Genomic DNA, 19,472 nt, shown 5'->3' with positions numbered 1-19,472 from the left:
CGAGACAAAAAGGGTTCTCCAATAGATAATTGCTAATGCATACATAGATAAAAACTCTGGGTGTATCAATACGAGAGTCTAGGTCCTATATAACCGAGGGCATCATCGAGTGACAGTGCTTAGTCACGCCAACGAAGCTTAAGCGATAAGGAGATTTTCTATGTTCGCCCTGCTTCTGGCTTCACTCGTTTCATCCTCTTATGCTCAAGAAAAAATCCAGATTAAAACTCTGACACCTCAAGGCTTTGTAAAGTCTGTGGATCAGGTGCGAATTGAATTTGCAAAGCCTATGGTGCGCTTCGGAGAAATCAAGTTAGATGCACCAGCACGGAGTGAATGCTTTAAGGATGGACAAGGTCGATGGATCGACACAAAAAACTGGGTCTTCGATTTTAAAAAACCTCTTCCTGGCGGCAGTGCTTGTACTATTGAAGTGGCCGGTCAAAATTTTCAGTTCAACACAGGCGGCCCTCACGTGACGGAAATTTTTCCTCGTGTGTATCGCAATATTGACCCACAGCAGAGTTTTCTCTTGATGCTGGATGCGCCGGTAAAAAAAGAAAGTGTGTCGTCAGGAGCTTACTTCGTCGTTGAGGGTTTAGGTGATCGTATTCCTGCAGAAGTGGTTTCGGACGGAGAGGCAAAAAAGATTAAGGCCTCTGCCGAAGAAGAATATAAATTCGAAAAAGACAGCTTTAAAGGTGACTTCATTGTCGTTAAAGCGACTCGCACTTTCCCGGCGGGAGCAAAAGTCAGTCTGATTTGGGGAAGAGGTGTTCAATCTATTGCGGGATATTCTTCACCGGAAGAAGAGACATTTGAATTCACGGTAGCAGAAGCTTTTAAAGCCCAGTTTTCTTGTGAACGAGAAGCCCCTGGAAAACCGTGTATTCCTCTTTTAGGTATGAGCGTGACCTTCAATGCGTCGATTGCGGTGGCCGATGCAAAAAGAATTTATATCGAGACAAAAGAAAAACAGAAGATATTTGCTTCAAGCCTTGAAGGAACGGCGGAAAAAGAAAGAGTTGGATATCTGAACTTTAAAGGTCCGTTTCCGCAGAACGCGCAATTTCAGTTGATTGTTCCTGCAGATATCAAAGACGAAGACGGCAGATCTTTGACGAATAAGTCACAGTTTCCACTGACAATTAAAACCGGCGATGATCCTTCTTTATTGAAATTTGCCGCTGACTTTGGAGTGATTGAGGCTGAGCAAGCCGTTTTGCCTGTGACTTTACGTCGTGTTGAAAAAAGTCTTCAGACGAAATTTGTGGGTTGGACGGGACAGCTTTCAGCGGCGCAGTTTAAAGAGGTGATTGCCAACCTCAATAAAGTTCAAAAAGAGTCTACAGGTGAAACTTCACTATCTCTGGCTGGCAAGGCCTCTGTTGAAAAGATCCAAGTGCAAAAGCCGCTGAAGGCGTCTGACATGGAAGTCGTCGGTATTCCTCTTAAGAAAAAAGGTTTTTACGTCGTCGAAATGCAAAGCGCTCTTCTGGGACAAAGTCTCTTAGATAAGAAGGCCCCCTTCTTTGTGCGCACATCTGCTTTAGTAACCAATATGGCGACACATATTAAGCATTCCGGTGATGAGGCTTGGGTGTGGGTGACAGAGTTGAAAAATACCCAAGTTGTTTCTCAAGCGACAGTGCGAATCTTTGATATCCACGGGAATGCTGTGGCCGAAGGTAAAACCGACTCAAAAGGCCTTGCCTATTTCAAGTTCAAAAAATCTTTTCCGACCAACCAAAAGTACGATTCGTTTTACAATGACGGCTTTTTTGCCGTCGCGGAAAAGGGTGATGACTTCACTTTCACACATTCTTCTTGGGACCGCGGTATCGAATCTTGGCGCTTCCAACTAGGGTTTAATACTTCGGCATCGCCTCTTATCGCGCATGCTATCTTGGACCGTACGCTATTTAAACCTGAAGAAACATTGTCTTCAAAGATCGTAATCAGAAAACCAAACCAGTCGGGCTTGTCGCTTCCAACGGAAAAAGAGTGGCCGACGACGTTGGTTCTTTCTCATGACTCCGGTCTGCAATCCTTCAAACTTCCATTAAAGTGGAATAAAAAAAATGGCACGGCTTTAATTAAATGGCCCATTCCTTCGGGTGTAAAAATGGGTCGCTGGACGATGATAGCTGAAAAAGAGACACCGCTCATTTCGATGTCCGTAGGAGAATTTTCTATCGAGAGCTTCCGCGTGCCTCTTTTGCAAGTGCGTCTATCAAGTCCGCAACCTAACTATGTTTTAGAGTCCCAAGTTCCAGTACAGGTCAGCGGGACTTATTTTTCTGGAGGCCCCGCGGCCGGTCTTCCGATGAAGATGCGTTGGAGTGTCGAGCCTGACACCTTCCTGCCAGAGGACGATGACTTCCAGGATTTTTCGTTCGCAAATGGTTCGGTTAAAGAAGGCCTTTTTCGCAGCGGTGAAGACGAGGGGGCTCGTCATATTCCACAAAGTGGTGTTATTGAATTCAAGCTCAACCCTCAGGGAAGCGCGGAAGTGCCGGTTAAAAACTTAAAGTATGGCGGGGGACCACAGCGCCTTCGCACGGAGGTCGAATTTAAAGACCCTAATGGAGAAATCCAGACGGCCATTCGGTCCTTTGGTATGTGGCCTTCTTCAGTCATTCTGGGTATTAAAGCAAAATCGTGGTGGGCGACTCCAAATCTTGTCGAGTTCGATGTCGTGGCTTTGGATTTACAACAGCGACCTCTTAAGAAACAAAAGGTTCAAGTCGATCTTTATACAAGTCAGTACTATTCACATCGTAAACGTCTTGTCGGTGGTTTCTACGCTTACGAAGATTTCAGAGAATTTAAAAAAATCGGCGAACTTTGTCGTGGCGAAACAAATAACAAGGGCATTTTTAGTTGCGCTGGTAAAACAAAAGCGACCGGTTCCGTCTTAGCGGTTGTTTCAACAAAAGATGCGAACGGCAAAGAGGCCTTGGCAAACGTGAACCAATGGATCGTTGCACCCGGAGAAACTCAATGGTTCGGTTCAAACGACAATGACCGTGCCGATTTGATTCCGTTTAAGAAAACTTACGAGCCGGGAGAAACTGCAGAATTTCAATTGCGCACTCCGTTTCCCTCAGCCAAAGTACTTTTAACGGTGGAACGTGACTCCGTTCTTTACTCTGAAGTGGTGGATGTTAAAGGCGAGAACCCCGTGATTCGTCTTCCTATCAAAAAGGAGTATTCACCTAATGTTGTGGTTTCGGCCTTTGCCATTCGCGGACGCCTTAATGATCCAAAGCCCACGGCTCTGGTTGATTTAGGTAAGCCCGCATTTAAACTGGGCATGACTAATATCAAAGTCGGCTGGAAAGATTATTCTTTAAAAGTCGATGTGACGACAGACCGCAAATCCTATAAAGCTCGCGATAAAGCACAGGTGCGCGTTCAAGTTAAAGACGCCAACGGAAAGCTGGCCGCTCAAGGTGAAGTGGCATTGGTAGCAGTGGATGAAGGTTTGCTAGAACTTCGCGATAATAACTCTTGGGATTTATTAAAAGCGATGATGAAAATGCGTGCTCACACGCTGCAGACCGCGACGTCTCAAACCTTTGTGATTGGTAAACGTCACTTCGGTCTTAAGGCTTTGCCGATTGGCGGTGATGGAGGCGGGGCTTTAAGGCGTGAACTTTTTGATACACTTCTTTATTGGAATCCTTCAATCACACTCAATGCGCAAGGTGAGGCGAAGGTTGATGTTCCATTGAATGACTCCACGACGAGCTTCCGTATCGTGGCTATCGCTCTTCAAGGACAAGATCAGTTTGGAACGGGTTTTACATCAATTCAATCCTCACAAGATCTTATCATAATGCCGGGACTATCCACCGTCGTGCGTGAGGGCGATCAATTCCTTGCAGGTTTCACAGTTAGAAACGCTTCGACGCAAACTCAAGAATTGCAGTTGAGCCTAAAGGTCAGTCCATTAACAGATTCTTTTACGCCTCAGAAGCTGAGGTTAGCTTCGGGTGAATCTAAAGAGGTGCAGTGGCGAATCAAAGTCCCATCTTCCGGTTCACTCCAATACGTGATGACGGCGCGAAATGCCCAAGGGAAAGTTTTAGATGAGGTGAAAAAAACGCAAAAGATTTTAAATCTGCGTGAGCCTAGAATCTATCAAAGCGAATGGGGAGCTTGGCCCGAGTTTTCTAAACTGTCACTCAAACAACCCGCAGACGCAGAACTGGAAAAGAGTTCCATCGTCATCGAGGCAAGTGCGAGTCTTGGTGGTTCTTTTGAGGGTATTAAAGATTTCTGGAAGAACTATGATTATAACTGCTTAGAGCAGCAGATCTCTCGAGCCGTTTCCACAAATGATAAAAAGCTGTGGCAGAAATTGGCGAATCAACTGCCAACCTATATTTCTGAAGAAGGTTTATTAAAATACTTCCCGACGTCTCATGCTCACGGAAGTGTGATTCTGACCTCTTATGTTTTGAATATTGCGCACGAGTCAGGCTTTGCTCTGGGTGAAGAAACGGAAGGCCGTCTTCTTGATGCCTTATCGGCCTATGCCGAAGGCCGCCTCAAAGAAGAAGAAAACTTCAGTCGCAGTGATGAGACTTTAAAAAAGATTTCAGCTTTCGAGTCGCTGTCTCGTTACCGTCGTTTGAATTTGGATCTTTTAACGGCCATAGATTATCAGCCGAACCAATGGCCACTTTATACCTTAGTAGAATGGTATCAAATCCACTTATGGGAAAAGGATATTCCTCAACGCGATAAAAAGATTACGGATCTGGAAAACCTTCTTCGCAGTCGATTTAGCTTCTCGGCGAAAAGGCTTCAGTTGAAAGAAGAAGGCCGTGAATCTATGTCGTGGCTGATGCGGGACTCAGAAAGCTCCATCTTGCGTCTGATTCTTGCCACCTTGCCTTCAGAAAAATGGCGAAGCGACACCCCAAGACTGTATCAGGGTGTTTTGGCTCGCCAAACGAATGGCGCTTGGATGTTAACGACGGACAATGCGTGGGGAAGTTTAGTCTTGCGTAAAATTCAAGAGGCTTATTCAAAAGAAAAAGTTCAAGGGATTTTCGAGGCCGAACTTGAAGGAAAAAAAGCCTCTTACGATTGGAGCAAGGGCCGCACAGGAACTTTGACTCTTCCATGGAATAAAAAAGAGTCCGAAGTTCAGTGGCAGCAAAAAGGCGAAGGCAAACCGTGGATCACCGTGTCTGCGAAAGTTTCAACTCCGGTCACGAAACCTCTGTTCGCCGGATTTAATGTGGAAAAAACTGTGACACCTGTGGAACAAAAGAAAAAAGGTGTGTGGAGTGTAGGAGATGTTGCGAAGATTCAAATTAAAGTGAAGACGTCGGCGCCACAAACATGGGTGGTCATTGAAGATCCTATTCCAGCTAGCAGCAGTCTTTTGCAAAGTTCTTGGGCGACAGCAGTGGAAAGAAAAGAAGAGCTGGTTCGTTTCTATCAGGCCTGGTTTAATGGTGAAGAGAATTTAGAATACACTATTCGTTTTAACCAAGCAGGCACCTACAAACTTCCTGCAAGTCGTGTTGAGGCCATGTATAGTCCCGATATCTTTGCAGAGCTTCCGGAAAGCCAATGGGTGGTTCAAGAGTGAAAAAAAAGTTTCTAGCCGGAGGAGCGCTTTTCACAGCTTTAGTATTATTGGGAAGTGGAGTTTATTTTTATAACTCCCTTCCTAAGTTGCGTTCCTACGAGCAGGTCAAGACGCAGTATCAAAGCTCAGATTTGTACATTTTAAGCCATGACGGAAAGCTTTTACACCAGTGGCGTAAAAACAAAGACAATCGAAGTTTTCAGTGGACGCCTCTAGCGGATATTTCCCCGGTTCTAATCTCCGAAGTTTTAAAATCGGAAGATCGATTTTTCTATGAGCATACGGGAGTCTCAATAACTTCGTTAGTGGCCAGCCTTTATCAAAGATCTTTCAAAGATTCTTCTCGAGGAGGAAGTACAATCACGATGCAGCTTTTAAAGCTCATCGCTCCAGATCGGGCTCAATATTCCGGAATGACGGGCAAGCTGAGACAAATACTTTCGGCTTACAGGCTTGAAAAATCTTGGACCAAAAAAGAAATACTAGAAAGTTATTTAAATTTGATTCCGCTCCGGGGTGAATACAAAGGTGTCACTTCTTCTTCTTGGGCTTTATTTAATAAGTCTCCTTCAGGACTGACATTGAAAGAGGCCGTGGCGCTAGCAGTTTTAATTCGATCGCCTAATGCCGGAGTGAAGGACTGGAAAAATCGCGCGTGCTGGCAAGAGCCTTCTTTATGTTCTGAGTTTCCGGCTTTTATCGCTGAGCTTGCGAAGAAGACGTTGGAGTCCTCGACACATAACGTGGCTTTGCATTTGGCGCAGCGGTTGAGTCCCCACTTTGTCAGCGGAGAAATTAAGTCCACGGTCCACATGGATGTCCAGACTTATACTCAAGAGGTGGTGAAGTCGCAGATTCAAAATTTACAAGCGCAGAATGTGAACGATGCCGCCGTCCTTGTGGTTGAGAATGCCACCGGAAATGTTTGGGCGTATATAGGAGGAAGTGGTATCTCGGATAAAAAGTTTGTAGACGGAGTTCGCTCATATCGCCAGGCAGGTTCTACGCTCAAACCTTTTCTTTACGCGACCGCCTTTGAAAACAATATTCTCACACCGAACTCGTGGATTGAAGACTCTGCCGTTGATATCGTTTTTGAAAGAGGCATTTACAAACCGCAAAATCACGATAAGCAGTTTTACGGTTGGGTGCAGGTCAAGACGGCATTGGCTTCCTCTTTAAATGTCCCTGCCGTGAAAGTATTTAAACTTCTTAACGATGAAAGTTTTTGGACTCGTCTTCAGATGTTAGGATTTAAAAATCTTAAAGAGCCCGAACACTATGGTCCTGCATTGGCTTTGGGAGTTGCTGACGTCACGCTTGAAGATCTTACTCAGGCTTATCGAACTTTAGCTAACAATGGCATCTATACGGATCTTCGTTTTACTTCCAACGATCCCGAACCTAAGGCACGACAAGTTTTTAAAGCTCAGACGGCCCAGGATGTGGCTTACATTCTGGCTCAAAGCGAAAATCGTGCTCTTGGATTTGGATTGGATTCAGCGCTATCCACCCAAGGGGCTTCTGTAAAAACTGGAACTAGCAAAGACATGCGCGATAATTGGTGTGTTGGATTTAATTCTCGATTCACTGTCGGAGTGTGGGTCGGAAATTTTTCAGGAGATCCCATGTGGAACGTGATGGGAGTAACAGGCGCCGCCCCTATCTGGAAAAAGGTGATGGCGTTTTTAGACGCCAACTATCCCTCGGCCAAACTGTCTCTTGCATCGGCACAGAAAGAAATCACTCCTCCAGAAAAATATCCTCAAGCTCGCATTGTGTATCCTCAAGACGGTATGATCATGGCACTGGATCCGGCTATTCCCCGCGGTCATCAGAAAATGCCTTTATTGGCGGAAGGACCACATCCCGCGGGATTGCAGTGGAAAATCAACGGAAAAAAAGTTGCAGGAAATAAGTCTATCTTGTGGACGCCCGAAACGGGACGTCACACCTTTGAACTTTATCAGAACCAAAAACTTGCGCAGAAAGTGCAAGTTTTGGTGAAGTAAACTATATGTCGTAATGGAATAAAATCGGAGTTTGCAAATCCGGATGCAAGCTCAATTTCACCGGGCAGTTTAAGGCGATGTCTTCTAATTTTTTACGATAATCGTGGGGAACACTTTGTGGAAGATGCAGAACAATGTGCAGCTTAGCCACACGACGAGGGTTCAAAGCCATTTCTTTTTCCACAGTCACGCGGGAACCCTTAAGCTCAACACCATCTTTATCCGCGGCAATCGCCATGACTGTGAGCATGCAGGAACCCGTTGCGGCTCCTAAAAGATCTGTGGGAGAGAAAAGTTCTCCTTTCCCATTATTATCTTTAGGTGCGTCTGTACCGATACGCGCTCCCGAAGGAACATGCGTCAGTTCGCAGTGTTTTTCACCTTGATAATGGGCTTCCATTTTAACCATTAGGGACTCCTAAGATGACATTTCTTCGATGATTTTTCTTAAGCGCATTTCGGATGATTTAGACATATCCGCGTAAACTTTGCGCAAATGATTTGAACGAACCGGATCGTTTTTGGAAGACTTCATTTCGCGACCGAATTTCAAAGCCGCGCACACACTTTCGATCACTAATTTTCTTTTTGAATCTTTGGTGATGAAGTCAAAAGCGCCCAGCGAAAGCGCTTCGAGGGCCCGAGAGTGGTCTCCATGAGCTGTCAGTACCACAAATGGAGTCATCTGACCCAAAGAGCGTACATAAGCCAAAAACTTAAGTCCGTTCATTTGGGGCATTTCGATATCAGAAAGAATGGTATCGAATTCCTGTGTTTTTACGTGTTCAAGTGCCGCCGCGCCGTTTTCAGCTTCGACGATCTCGTCCACAAATTCTTTAAGAAAGTGTTTTAATAACTCACGGATATCGGAGTCGTCTTCAACGATCAATAGACGGCTTTTTTCTTCAGTGCCCATGAGAAATCTCCTTACAGAGAATATTTGTTAATCACACCGACCAACGTGTCTTTTTTAAAGGGCTTTGCAATGTGGTCATCGCAACCCGCTCGTAAAGACTTTTGTCTGTCCTCTGAAAGTGCATGCGCTGTTAAGGCAATGATAGGAGTGTGAGTTTTGTGATTCTCGTTTTCCCATTTGCGGATTTCATCAGTGGCCGCATAACCATCAAGCTCAGGCATTTGCACGTCCATAAAGACAATATCAAACTGTCCTGACTTTATCTTATCTATGGCCTCAAGTCCATTCTCGGCTTCAATAATTTCATACGGTCCGTTTTTAAGATAGTGCGTAAAAAGAGTGCGGTTGTCTTCAGTATCATCCGCAACCAGAATTTTAATTTTCTTATTAGGGTCACGCTGCTTCGGAGTGGCAAAGTCCAGCTCGCCACCCTGCAGAGGCAGGGGCTGGTGTGTCACTGGATTGTAAACCTGCTCGCGGTAGGGGACGGTAAAGAAGAACGTCGTTCCACTGCCTTCACGGCTCTTAAACCAAATTTTTCCGCCCATAAGTTCAATCAAGCTTTTTGAAATCGCAAGTCCCAGGCCTGTTCCGCCATATTTGCGAGTGACCGAACTGTCGGCTTGAGAGAATTTTTGGAATATTAAATGCTGCTTCGAGGCGGGGATGCCGACTCCGGAGTCACTGATACTGAAAAGTACTGTGTCCTTTTTAGAAGGATTCTTTGCCACGGAAACTCGGATGTGACCGTGTTGAGTGAACTTTAATGAGTTTCCAACGAGATTGATCAAAACTTGACGAAGCTTGTTGGGATCTCCCATCACGTAAGGCGAAATACCCGGAGAAATTTCGAAGGAATAGCTCAGAGCTTTTTCCAAAGCTCGGGGCTTCATCATATCTTCCACATCAACCATCAGTTTATTCAGATCAAAAGGAATATTCTCGATCGAGACTTCACCCGCTTCGATTTTCGAAAGATCTAGGATGTCATTGATGAGTGCCATCAAGACTTCGCCCGCCTTCACGAAAATTTTAACGTAATACTTTTGATCGGCATCAAGTTTGGTCTCTTGAAGCAGATCGGCCATTCCCATGATGGCATTCATAGGAGTGCGAATTTCATGACTCATATGAGCCAAGAACTCAGATTTCGCCTGAGAGGATTTTAAAGCTTCGTTCTTAGCGGCAATTAAAGATTGCTCGACTCGGCGAAGTTCCGTGATGTCTTGAGTTGTGCCATAGACGTAAATAGGATTTCCATATTGATCATATTCCGTGCGGCCCCGGCAGCGGACCCAAATCATTTCATTGGTTCCGTTTTTCTTAACGCGCAGGTCGACGTCAAACGGTTGCATGCTTTCGCGCGAAGATTTTAAAGCATTATCAAAAAGTGCCAGGTCTTCCGGGATAATCATGGAACGGAAAAGATTGTAAGTGGGACGGACTTTATCAGCTTGGAATCCAAGGAGGTTGTATTCTTCTTCGGACCAGACGCAAGCGCCGGTTTTAATCTCCCAACGGAAAGAACCTGTCTTTGAAAGGGATTGGGACTCTTTCAAAAGATCTTCTTTGAGCTTAAGCTCTTTGCCGATTTCTTTCTTCCAGCTGATATCTCGACCAGCCGCAATTAAAAGAATCTTATCGCTGCCGCCTCCTCTGACTCGGGACCAGGAAATCTCAATCGGTATTTCCTTACCCGAAGTATGCTTTAGAGATCCTTCAACAGTGATTTCTGCATCGTCAGCACTCTCCTTGATTTTGTTATCAAGGGCCGAATAATCCATCTCAATCCAATTTCGTAAATCCGTTCCTCTGAGTGTTGCAGAAGGTACGCCTAAGACTTCCGCGGCGGCGGGGTTGGAAGTCTGAATCGTCAGCTGTGAGGGAACCTCTTCAATAGGTGCAGAATATTCAAGAATAAAAAATGTTTCATGAAGAGAATAAAAAACATTCTCCAAAAAATCTTTTTGCGACTTAATGCTGTTGTAATGTTCAGAAACTTCGTTGAAAGATTCAAAGACTCCTTTGAATTCGCCTTTGCGCGGGACGGAGAGTTTTTCAAATGAGTGAGAACGTAAGCGGTGAAGAGCGTAAGAAAGCTTTTTAAGAGGATGGAAAAGATTTAAAGAAACCCAGTAGGCCGCGGCGAAAGAAGCTATAACGATTAACAACAATGCCAAAGCCAATGAACCTAAGTGGTCTTTTAAAGGGCCCACGGCATCTTGCATTCCCATTTTTGCCATCAGAATCCAGGTTGTTTCACCCGGAAGAATAACTTTGCCTATAGATTTTAAAGAACGATGTCCAGCATAGTCATCGGCCTGGTCCACGAGTTCGGACATTTCCAAGTATTCTTTAAGTAAAGTTTGCGGTAGTCCCACAATCATAGAAGTCGACTGCGAGCGAAGAATCAGTTCGCCTTCATTGGTAGAAGGATGGCGTTTTTGAAGATCTTCGATCAGCTTGTTCGGATTCTCAAAAAAAAACCGAGATGTATTGCGCATAAGACCTTCAGGGCCGTAGGCGACAACTTCCCCGGAAGCTCCAAGACCTAAAGACTTCCAATCATGATTGTTGGAAAGGATTTCATCAATTCTTTTTACCGGAATCTGAAACACCAAGGCGCCAAGATGCTTGTTGTTTGTAGTAGAGTAAATAGGCGCCGCAAGGAACGCGACGTTTTCAGGCCAAAAATGCGCCAAAGTTGAAAAATCAAAAAACTTCGTCGTTGCGTTGGGTGCTTCTGTGGACCATTTGTAAACTTGCGATAGGCGTGTATTAGCAAAACTTCCAGTCAATAAATTCGCACCTAAATTAAGCTTTTTATTGGTGGTGTAAACGACGTTTCCATCGTTATCAATAAGAAGAATGTCACTTAAATGATTCCGCTCCAGTTGATTTAAGATGAAATTATGAATGACTGCGTGGTTTTTAAAATACGAAAGCTTCGGTGCTTGGGACGGCTCTACCACTTCGCGTGGATTTTTATTCTCTCGAAGCGCGTCTTGAAGAAACTGCGCCTGAAGAAAAACACTGGAAGGCGACATTTGTGAAAGGGACTTAAGAATATCCCCTGTTTGAGGAGATTCGTATTGGCGAGCGATTAAAGGACGCCAGCCACTTTCACTTCCGGAGCGTTGCAAATACCGACGGATTTCTTCTTGGTCCGCCGGTGATTGTTGCAAAAAGTTTTGCAGACGTCGCGTTTCGGCCATCACCATCAGCATATTGTTGAGATGCTGAAAGTCTTGCGTAAGTTCTTTTGTTTTGGCTATGCGAGCCTGAATTAACTTATCGACACTCGATTGCATGAGGGCCGAAGCGCCCACCTTATATCCGATGCTTCCCGCGATGAGTAAAGTACCCAGAACGAGAGCGGTCGTGAAAAGAAAAAGGCGCGTTCTGTGAGTCATGAACCCTACATCGTGACGTAGCGAATTTCGATGTTTAGGAAATGAATTCTCATTTTTTTAACGAGGTCTTTAAGTGGAGTGCTGTCATTGGCTTTAGCGGCTTTTTCCATTTGTGCGGCAAGCTCGCTCAATTCATTGAAACCATATCCCGCGGCTGCACCTTTAATTTTGTGTGCAAGCTGAGCGATAGTCACAAGATCATTTTTTTCCACAAGCTGCTCGAGAGTCTCAATATCTTTTTTGCGATTCTCGACAAACTGTGGGATGAGATCTTGTAGATCGGCATCGATTTCGACAGTTACTTTAGACATTTCCATGCACTCCTTATCCCGAAATGAACTCTGCTTTACAATGCATTTTAGTTTAGAATAGTGTTTATTGCATACATTTAATAACGAGAGGAATTTCGTTGGAAATCCTCACGGAGAAAGCTTGTGTTGAAGAATATCTTCGCCCTCATCCTCTCATTCTTTTTACTTTCTTGCACTGCGCGTGAAGACTTGGGATCTAAGAATCATCCTGTGCAATTTGCTCTTGTTCCGGGGCAAGACGCCATAGTCCTTTCTGAAAATGGGAAACTTTTAGAGCGTTGGATTCAGCAACAGACGGGTATCCACATCAAGATGCAAGTGCCGGTGAATTTTATTGCGGTGGTAGAAGGATTGGGATCGCAACGTGTCGACGTCGCAATTATGAATCCTTTTGGCTACATTCTGGCGCACGAAAAGTACAAAGCAGAAGCATTTTTGATGGGAGTGAATCGAGGTCGTTCGGAATACTGGGGACAAATCATCACGAAGAATCCCAAAATCCGCTCGCTTTCAGATCTAAATGGAAAAAAGTTCGCGTTCGTCGATCCAGCATCCACTTCGGGTTATGTTTTGCCAGCCAAGCGACTTAAAGATGCGAATGTCCGTTTGGGCGAAATTGTTTTCGCGGGGAAACATGACAGTGTTGTAACTATGGTTTATCAGGGCCGTGTCGACGCAGGTGCGACTTATCATACGCCTGCTGAAGATGGCGTACCGCAAGATGCCCGCCGTCTGGTGATTTCCCAATTTCCCGATATTTATGAAAAAGTGCGCATTTTAGAAAAAACGGATTCGGTCCCCAGTGACCCCGTTGTTTTTAGAAAAGACTTTCCAGAGGAGATGCGTAAAAAGATTGTCGAAGCTATGAAGAGCTTTTCTTCCACTCCCGAAGGGGCCAAAGCGTTAAAAAATCTGTATCATTTGACGAATTTCAAAGATTGTACGGATAAAGATTACGATCATGTCCGCCAGATTCTTTTAGATATAGGGAAGAATGTTCAAGACCTTGTTAAATAAAATAATTGGCGTATAATGCCCGTTATGCGCCTTTCTTTCAAAAATCTCATTCTTAGATTTTGTTGCAGCAGAAAATTTCTGCTGATGGCCGTTTAGTTTCTTTTTTCGTTCCATTCTCATTTTAAAAATTCAATGAACTAATTAACTCTTACCTTTTCAGGAGGAAGCATGAGCACACAACCTCGCATTTTTATTACGGATCAGGACCATCACCGTTTAATGGCTTTGCTGTCGCAAGTGGAAGGTCCTTGGGCCGAGGCTTTGGAAGAAGAACTTGGACGGGCTCACGTTATTGCGCAAACCGAAATTCCTCGCAATGTCGTGACGATGAATTCGCGTGTGCAGTTTTTGGATGAAGCCACCGGGCAGGAAAGCCAAATGACTTTGGTGTATCCGCAAGATGCAAAGCTAGAGGAGGGGCGTATTTCTATTTTGGCTCCTGTTGGCATGGCATTGTTGGGATTAACTGAGGGCCAGTCTATTGATTGGAAAATGCCCAATGGTTCGGTGAAAAAACTTTCTGTACGTAGTGTTGAATTTCAACCGGAAGCTGAAGGTCGTTGGGACCTTTAATTGCGCAGTTCTACGCAGATAAGTTTCTGTTTTTCAGAATTTTTAACGTAGTTGGCGCGAAACTCTTTACTTCCTTGAGAGTAGAGGAGTTGCGCGTCAACTCTTAAGTTTGCCGAATTCCACAGTTGCACGAAGCTTTGATTATCTAATAAGGGGATTTGATACACTTTAGTAGCCGTGCTTTCAACCACCATAAAGTTTTGAATCAGGTCCACTTTTCCTAATTCCATATTCGCTTGTTCATCAAAATATTTTTTCATGCGCACTGACGAAAATCCGTGCGGATCATTCTCAAAACGACAGGTGTACACAGAACTTTCTTGAGCCTGCGCAAATGATGTCAGAAGAAGGATGATGAAAAGGACCTTGCGGTTCATATTTTACTTATCGCCCGTCCAACGAAGGACTTAACGAGGTATCTCTAGCCATTGGCCTAGAATTGACGTAAGTTTCTGCTCATCCCGAGTTTCTGGGGAGGTGAATATGCGTGTAATCGATATGACTGCTCCTGGTGGACCTGAAGTGCTTAAGATCACTGAAAGACCTCAGCCTCAAGTTCACGCTCATGAAGTTTTAATTGAAGTAGCAGCGGCAGGCGTGAATCGTCCTGACTGCGCTCAACGCCAGGGAAGCTATCCTCCGCCTCCGGGGGCTTCCGATATTTTAGGTTTGGAAGTCGCTGGAACTGTTGTCGCCTGCGGAGAAAAAGTTTCGCGCTGGAAGATCGGCGACAGAGTCTGCGCTTTAATTTCGGGTGGTGGTTATGCAGAGTATGTTGCGGCTCCCGAGGGACAATGTCTTCCCATTCCAAATTCCTTAGACATGATTCAAGCGGCGGCGATACCCGAAACATTTTTCACCGTATGGACGAACGTTTTTGAAAGCGGTCATCTCAAAAAAGGTGAGCGCATTTTAATTCACGGAGGGTCGGGTGGCATTGGCACCACTGCCATTCAGATGGCGCGTGAATTTGGTGCCGAAGTTTTTACGACTGCCGGAAAAAAAGAATCCGTGAAGGCTTTGCACGACATCGGCGCAAAGCATGTCATTCTTTATAAGAATGAAGATTTTGTGAAGGTTATCAAACAACAGACTCAAGAAAAGGGTGTCGACGTTATCTTAGACATGGTTGGCGGCGATTACTTTATTCGTAACGTAGAGGCCCTGGGTCATTTAGGACGTTTAGTGCAAATCGCAACTTTGCATGGAACTAAAGCGGAAATTGATCTTAGAAAAATTATGATGAAGCGCCTGACAATCACAGGTTCAACTTTGCGGTCCCGTTCGGTAGAAGAAAAGACACGCATAGCCCAAGCTTTAGAAAAAAATGTGTGGCCTTTATTGAACGCGGGAAAATTAAAACCCGTGATCTTTAAAACCTTTCCGTTAAATGAGGCTCGGGAAGCCCATGAGTTGATGGAATCCAGCGCCCACACCGGTAAGATTGTTCTGATCGTTAAAAACTAAGCGTCTAAAACTCCTTGCGGCACCGTAGCGATCAGCGCGGTGAAGTTGTGCATTTGTTTTTTTGAAAGGGTCAGCTCTTCATTTTCGGAATTTTGTACCGCTTCATCAAGGACTTTCGCCAGGCCTTGCTGTAAGCGAGTGTAAGAGTCTTCAGAAAGCTTCATGCTCACAAGACGATGTGAAGCTCCTTTCTTTTTATTTAAAGCTCTTTGTAAGGTCAGTTCTGACCATTCCTGATTTAAAATTTTCACTAAGTTTGATTCCTCATTCCATTTGAATTTACCCACATGGCGAGGAGTATAAATGCCGCGTCTGACAGAAAGAAGTTCTAAGCTGACGAGTTTATCTAAAATCTTTTTCAGTTCCGCTTTAGAGATCTTTTGCAGTTCTGCTATTTCATTGAGGTCGCAGCCTTCAATGGCTAAGCGCCAATAAACCGCAAGCAAGGATCTTTGTTTTAAAAGAGCATCCTCTTGTGGCTTAGAGAGGGTGACTTCCGAAATAAAGTTTTTTTCGGACAAAGAAAATAGCTGTCCTGGCAAAATGCCCAAAGCCTCACAGATCTGCAGAATACGACGAAAGGAAATATCTTTTGCGTTCAACATTTTTTTTACGCCTGATTCGGTCATTTTCAAATGCGCCGCAAGCTCGTTGTAAGTGACCTCGCGAGTTTTAAGGATTTTTTTAATAGTGTCGAGGTATCGAGAGTGCTCCATATGTCTTCCTTGGTCTCACAAATAGTACCCAAATAGGGAACCTTTAATAAGATTATTTAGGTAAAAGTGTCTTAAGTCGATACTTTAAACATGGAACAGTCATTGAAATATACAAATCGTCGCCAAAGTCTAGGAAGTCAGTTTTCCCGTACACTCTTCGTGATTCCTTCCGGAGAGCTTCGCATGAGATCGCACTCTGTCGCGTATCGTTTCAAAGTCGCTTCCGACTTTCTATACCTTTGCGGAGTCGAGGTTGCAGAAGCTTATCTAGTCGTCGCCGGAGAAAAATCTTATTTCCTTTCTGACCATATTGGTGCGGCCTCTGCACTTTGGGAAGACGTGAATTCATTGATGTCAGAGGATCAGGAAAAACTCTTTAATATCGAGTTCGCCGCTGTTAGTAAGCTTCAGGACATTCTACAGGATCATCTTCGCGATTTTGACCGCTTGGCATTTCCAGTGGGAAGAAGTGAGTGGCTAGATCGCACGCTTTTAGAGCAGGTCTCTTTTCAGAATCGACGTCGATCCCGTTTTACAAGCATTCCTTTGGCGTTATGCGATTCAAGAACACTGGTCGGAAGACTTCGTCAAAAAAAAGAAGCTGATGAAATCGACTTCATGAGAATGGCCGCGCAAAAAAGTTCTGCGGTCTATCAGGAACTTTTTCAGAAGAATCTTCTGGGGGCTTCCGAAAGAGATGTTGCAAACTTCCTAGAATCTGAATTTATGAAACAAGGAATGCACTGGACAGCCTACGAGACTATTGTCGGCAGTGGCGAGCGTGGAACCACTTTGCACGCTCGCGCCACCGAGCGAAATCTGCGATCCGGTGAAACAGTTCTTATTGATGCCGCCGGAGAATGGCAGGGTTACTGCGCGGATATCACGCGCGTTCTGCCAGTAGGAAAATCTTTTAGCAAAGAGCAAAAGACTATTTATGAGATCGTGCTTAAGGCTCAAAAAGAGGTTTTAAAAAAGATCCGTCCTGGAGGAACCTTAGCTTCGCTTCATGAGACGGCCCAGCAGTTTTTGCTAGAGGGATTAAAAGAAGCCGGCATCACCGGTGAAATCAGTGAGCTTATGCCTCACAGTACTTCACACTGGATTGGCATGGATGTGCATGACCCTTCGGCTTACGTTGATGAGTCCGGAAACGCCATCAAACTTTCTGAGGGAATGAGCTTTACGGTTGAACCTGGACTTTATTTCCGCGATAAGAGTTCCGCTTATTACGGAATCGGTGTGCGCATTGAGGATGACGTGGTGGTGACAGATCAAGGCTGCGAGATCCTTTCTTCCGCCTCTAAAGAAGTGGAAGAAATAGAAAATTTAAGGTCTAAGCTAGAGCTGAACTAAGTGTCTTTCGACTTCCAGCACGGGAGAAACCAACGGTGTGATCGTGGCTTTGGCATTTTTAAATTTCTTAAGTGCCAAAGCCATTTCTTCATCAATCTTTTCTCTACGGGCTTTAAGCAAAAAGTATTTGCCCTGTTTATTGAAGTAAGTGCGACTGACATCAAGAATAACGTCGATAGGTTTAAAGCCACGAGCCGTTACAACTTCAATGGCCTCTAAGTCTTTGGGGATTTCTCCGTGGATTTCTAAGTTCGAGGCGATGCTTTTGCACTTCGTAAGAAATTCCTGCTTCTTCGGACTTTTTTCGTAAAGATGATAGCGCATCTGCGGAAACTGGATAGCATAAATAACGGCAGGCAGTCCGCCGCCAGATCCAAAATCAGCCGCTGCTTTTAGATTTGTCGGAAAGTACTTCAGTGGAAGCAGACAATCGATGATGTGATTGTCGATCAACTCTTCAAAGGTCATCTTACGGCTGATCAAATTGAGCTCTTCGTTTGAAGACCACAAAAGATCGATATAAGCCTTTAACTGAGGCAACGCCTCTTCACGAAAACCAAGCTGTAAGATGATGGGGATTCTGGACTCAAAGTACATAGTCCCCAAGTTAACGCAAAAAAATTAGAAAGGCGAATGCTTTTAGTGTGTCACAAATCCAGCATCGTCGGCACTGACCTCGACTTTGCTAGTGATGCGTCGGCTGCCTAGAATGAAAATGAAAAGAGATAAAAATGCCGTTCCTGCAAATATCACCGAAATCGGGAAAAGCTCTTGGGCTTTAAAAACACCCACAAAAACGGAAGCCAAAGATCCCACCGTCATTTGCAAAAAGCCCAGCAAAGCAGCCGCACTGCCGGCATTTTTACTAAATGGCGCAAGTGCAAGGGCCGCAGCATTGGGATTAGCAAGTCCCACGGAAGATAGATAAAGAAATAGCATCACCATCGTAGAGGCAAGTCCCAACCAGCCACTGCCGGCGCCGATCGGGAAAAGAAAGCCCATGAACGCGAGAAATGAAAACGCGGCGAAAAGAATTTTTTCATTAGAATAAACGCGGGAAAGAGGAATATTGAACTGGCTGGCGCCGATAAATCCGACAGCTAAAAAGCCAAAGATCCATCCGTAAGCTTGCTCGCTCACTTTGAACACTTCCATAAAGATGGTCGGTGAAGCTGCTAGATAAACAAAGAGCCCTGCGAAAGCGACAGATCCGGCAAGAGCATATGTCGAAAACTGCGGATCCTTGATAATGGAAATATAATTCAAAAGAATTTTTCCGGGACGCAAAGAATGGGAAGTGTCGGCACCACGTCCCTCCGGAAGTAAAAATACTGTCACCAGGAAAAGGGCGATACTTAAAATCGTCAAAGCAATAAAGATAGATTGCCAGCCAAACACCACTGACAAAAAACCACCCGTTGTCGGTGCAAGTAGCGGCGATACGCCCAAAATCAAAACTAACAACGAGAAAATCTTAGAACTTTCTTTAGGAGAAAAGAAATCGCGCACCATCGCCATCGCCGCCACGTTTGCGGCACAGCCTCCGAAGGCTTGAATGAAACGGAATAGGACGAAGGATTCCATTGATTTCGACATAAAACATCCCACCGTCGCGAAGATGTAAATCAAAAGTCCGAAGTACAATGGCTTTTTTCTGCCGAAGCGATCTAGTAACGGACCATAAAGAAGCTGCCCTACTGCTAGGCCGATAAAGTAGCTCGACAAAGACAACGACATTGCGGATACGTTGGTAGAAAAGAATTCTGCCATTTTAGGGAATGCAGGAAGATACATGTCGATCGAGAACGGGCTTAATGCGGTAAGGGCACCAAGAATCAAAATCAATGAGAGAGAGCTGTGCTTTTCATTTTTCAAGGGAGCAATTCCTTAGGTCTAGAGCGGATAAGAGAATGTAACGATGATAGTTACATTCAGTTTATTTGTAATTCAAGGGCTATTTGGTCCTGTCGATAATTTCTTCAACTCCGGCAAAAAGGGGCGAATTTCCCTCGAAGATATAGAGCGGGTTCATAATAGCCTCATCACAATTTAGACAGTTTTAAAAACAGTAAAGCTCTGC

At 44.7% G+C, this 19,472-nt stretch carries 14 protein-coding genes; 6 read left to right on the top strand and 8 right to left on the bottom strand.

Annotation, left to right across the window (positions count from 1 at the left end; translation table 11 throughout):
* Positions 1 to 160 precede the first annotated feature (160 nt).
* Entirely contained in the window at positions 161 to 5,611 is a 5,451-nt protein-coding gene (locus AZI85_RS15245) for an alpha-2-macroglobulin family protein (protein ID WP_063244874.1), read from the top strand.
* Complete coding sequence (pbpC, locus tag AZI85_RS15240) at positions 5,608 to 7,623, top strand: penicillin-binding protein 1C (RefSeq protein WP_063245069.1); 2,016 nt, start codon at positions 5,608 to 5,610, stop codon at positions 7,621 to 7,623. Before AZI85_RS15245 ends, pbpC begins: the two co-directional genes overlap by 4 nt.
* A gap of 1 nt (position 7,624) precedes the next feature.
* On the opposite strand, the gene AZI85_RS15235 is transcribed toward pbpC, so the two are convergent.
* Genes AZI85_RS15235 through AZI85_RS15220 form a run of 4 tightly spaced genes read right to left on the bottom strand, consistent with a single transcriptional unit; the run spans position 7,625 to position 12,263 of the window.
* The gene (locus AZI85_RS15235; protein ID WP_063244873.1) at positions 7,625 to 8,032 is read right to left on the bottom strand and encodes an OsmC family protein; all 408 of its coding nucleotides are present in this window, start codon (positions 8,030 to 8,032) and stop codon (positions 7,625 to 7,627) included.
* 9 nt (positions 8,033 to 8,041) lie between these two features.
* Entirely contained in the window at positions 8,042 to 8,539 is a 498-nt protein-coding gene (locus AZI85_RS15230; protein WP_063206104.1) for a response regulator, read from the bottom strand.
* Between the two features lie 11 nt (positions 8,540 to 8,550).
* Positions 8,551 to 11,952, bottom strand: coding sequence for an ATP-binding protein (locus AZI85_RS15225; RefSeq protein WP_063244872.1), 3,402 nt, complete (start codon positions 11,950 to 11,952; stop codon positions 8,551 to 8,553).
* Positions 11,953 to 11,957: 5 nt separating this feature from the next.
* Positions 11,958 to 12,263, bottom strand: coding sequence for an Hpt domain-containing protein (locus tag AZI85_RS15220; RefSeq protein WP_253721025.1), 306 nt, complete (start codon positions 12,261 to 12,263; stop codon positions 11,958 to 11,960).
* Positions 12,264 to 12,386: 123 nt separating this feature from the next.
* Between AZI85_RS15220 and AZI85_RS15215 the strand changes: the two genes are divergently transcribed.
* Both AZI85_RS15215 and rnk read left to right on the top strand, forming a co-directional pair.
* Entirely contained in the window at positions 12,387 to 13,280 is an 894-nt protein-coding gene (locus AZI85_RS15215; RefSeq protein ID WP_172795345.1) for a phosphate/phosphite/phosphonate ABC transporter substrate-binding protein, read from the top strand.
* A 168-nt stretch (positions 13,281 to 13,448) separates the two neighbouring features.
* The gene (gene rnk, locus AZI85_RS15210; RefSeq protein WP_063244870.1) at positions 13,449 to 13,853 is read left to right on the top strand and encodes a nucleoside diphosphate kinase regulator; all 405 of its coding nucleotides are present in this window, start codon (positions 13,449 to 13,451) and stop codon (positions 13,851 to 13,853) included.
* On the opposite strand, the gene AZI85_RS15205 is transcribed toward rnk, so the two are convergent.
* Entirely contained in the window at positions 13,850 to 14,230 is a 381-nt protein-coding gene (locus tag AZI85_RS15205; RefSeq protein ID WP_063244869.1) for a hypothetical protein, read from the bottom strand. The two genes, rnk and AZI85_RS15205, sit on opposite strands and share 4 nt — an antisense overlap.
* 106 nt (positions 14,231 to 14,336) lie before the next feature.
* On the opposite strand from AZI85_RS15205, the gene AZI85_RS15200 reads away from it, so the two are divergent.
* Complete coding sequence (locus AZI85_RS15200) at positions 14,337 to 15,320, top strand: NAD(P)H-quinone oxidoreductase (protein ID WP_063244868.1); 984 nt, start codon at positions 14,337 to 14,339, stop codon at positions 15,318 to 15,320.
* Here AZI85_RS15200 and AZI85_RS15195 read toward each other — a convergent pair.
* On the bottom strand, positions 15,317 to 16,036 hold the full coding sequence (locus tag AZI85_RS15195) for a helix-turn-helix domain-containing protein (RefSeq protein ID WP_063244867.1): 720 nt from the start codon (positions 16,034 to 16,036) through the stop codon (positions 15,317 to 15,319). The genes AZI85_RS15200 and AZI85_RS15195 overlap by 4 nt on opposite strands.
* A 102-nt stretch (positions 16,037 to 16,138) precedes the next feature.
* Between AZI85_RS15195 and AZI85_RS15190 the strand changes: the two genes are divergently transcribed.
* Entirely contained in the window at positions 16,139 to 17,392 is a 1,254-nt protein-coding gene (locus AZI85_RS15190) for an aminopeptidase P N-terminal domain-containing protein (RefSeq protein ID WP_172795344.1), read from the top strand.
* Here the strand turns inward: AZI85_RS15190 and AZI85_RS15185 are convergent.
* The gene (locus AZI85_RS15185) at positions 17,378 to 17,989 is read right to left on the bottom strand and encodes a 16S rRNA (guanine(527)-N(7))-methyltransferase RsmG (protein ID WP_063244865.1); all 612 of its coding nucleotides are present in this window, start codon (positions 17,987 to 17,989) and stop codon (positions 17,378 to 17,380) included. The genes AZI85_RS15190 and AZI85_RS15185 overlap by 15 nt on opposite strands.
* A gap of 42 nt (positions 17,990 to 18,031) precedes the next feature.
* The gene (locus tag AZI85_RS15180; RefSeq protein WP_063244864.1) at positions 18,032 to 19,267 is read right to left on the bottom strand and encodes a multidrug effflux MFS transporter; all 1,236 of its coding nucleotides are present in this window, start codon (positions 19,265 to 19,267) and stop codon (positions 18,032 to 18,034) included.
* Between the last annotated feature and the right edge of the window lie 205 nt (positions 19,268 to 19,472).

This window comes from Bdellovibrio bacteriovorus (assembly GCF_001592755.1).
GTDB lineage: Bacteria > Bdellovibrionota > Bdellovibrionia > Bdellovibrionales > Bdellovibrionaceae > Bdellovibrio > Bdellovibrio bacteriovorus_E.
This window is presented reverse-complemented; position numbering and strand designations above follow the sequence as displayed.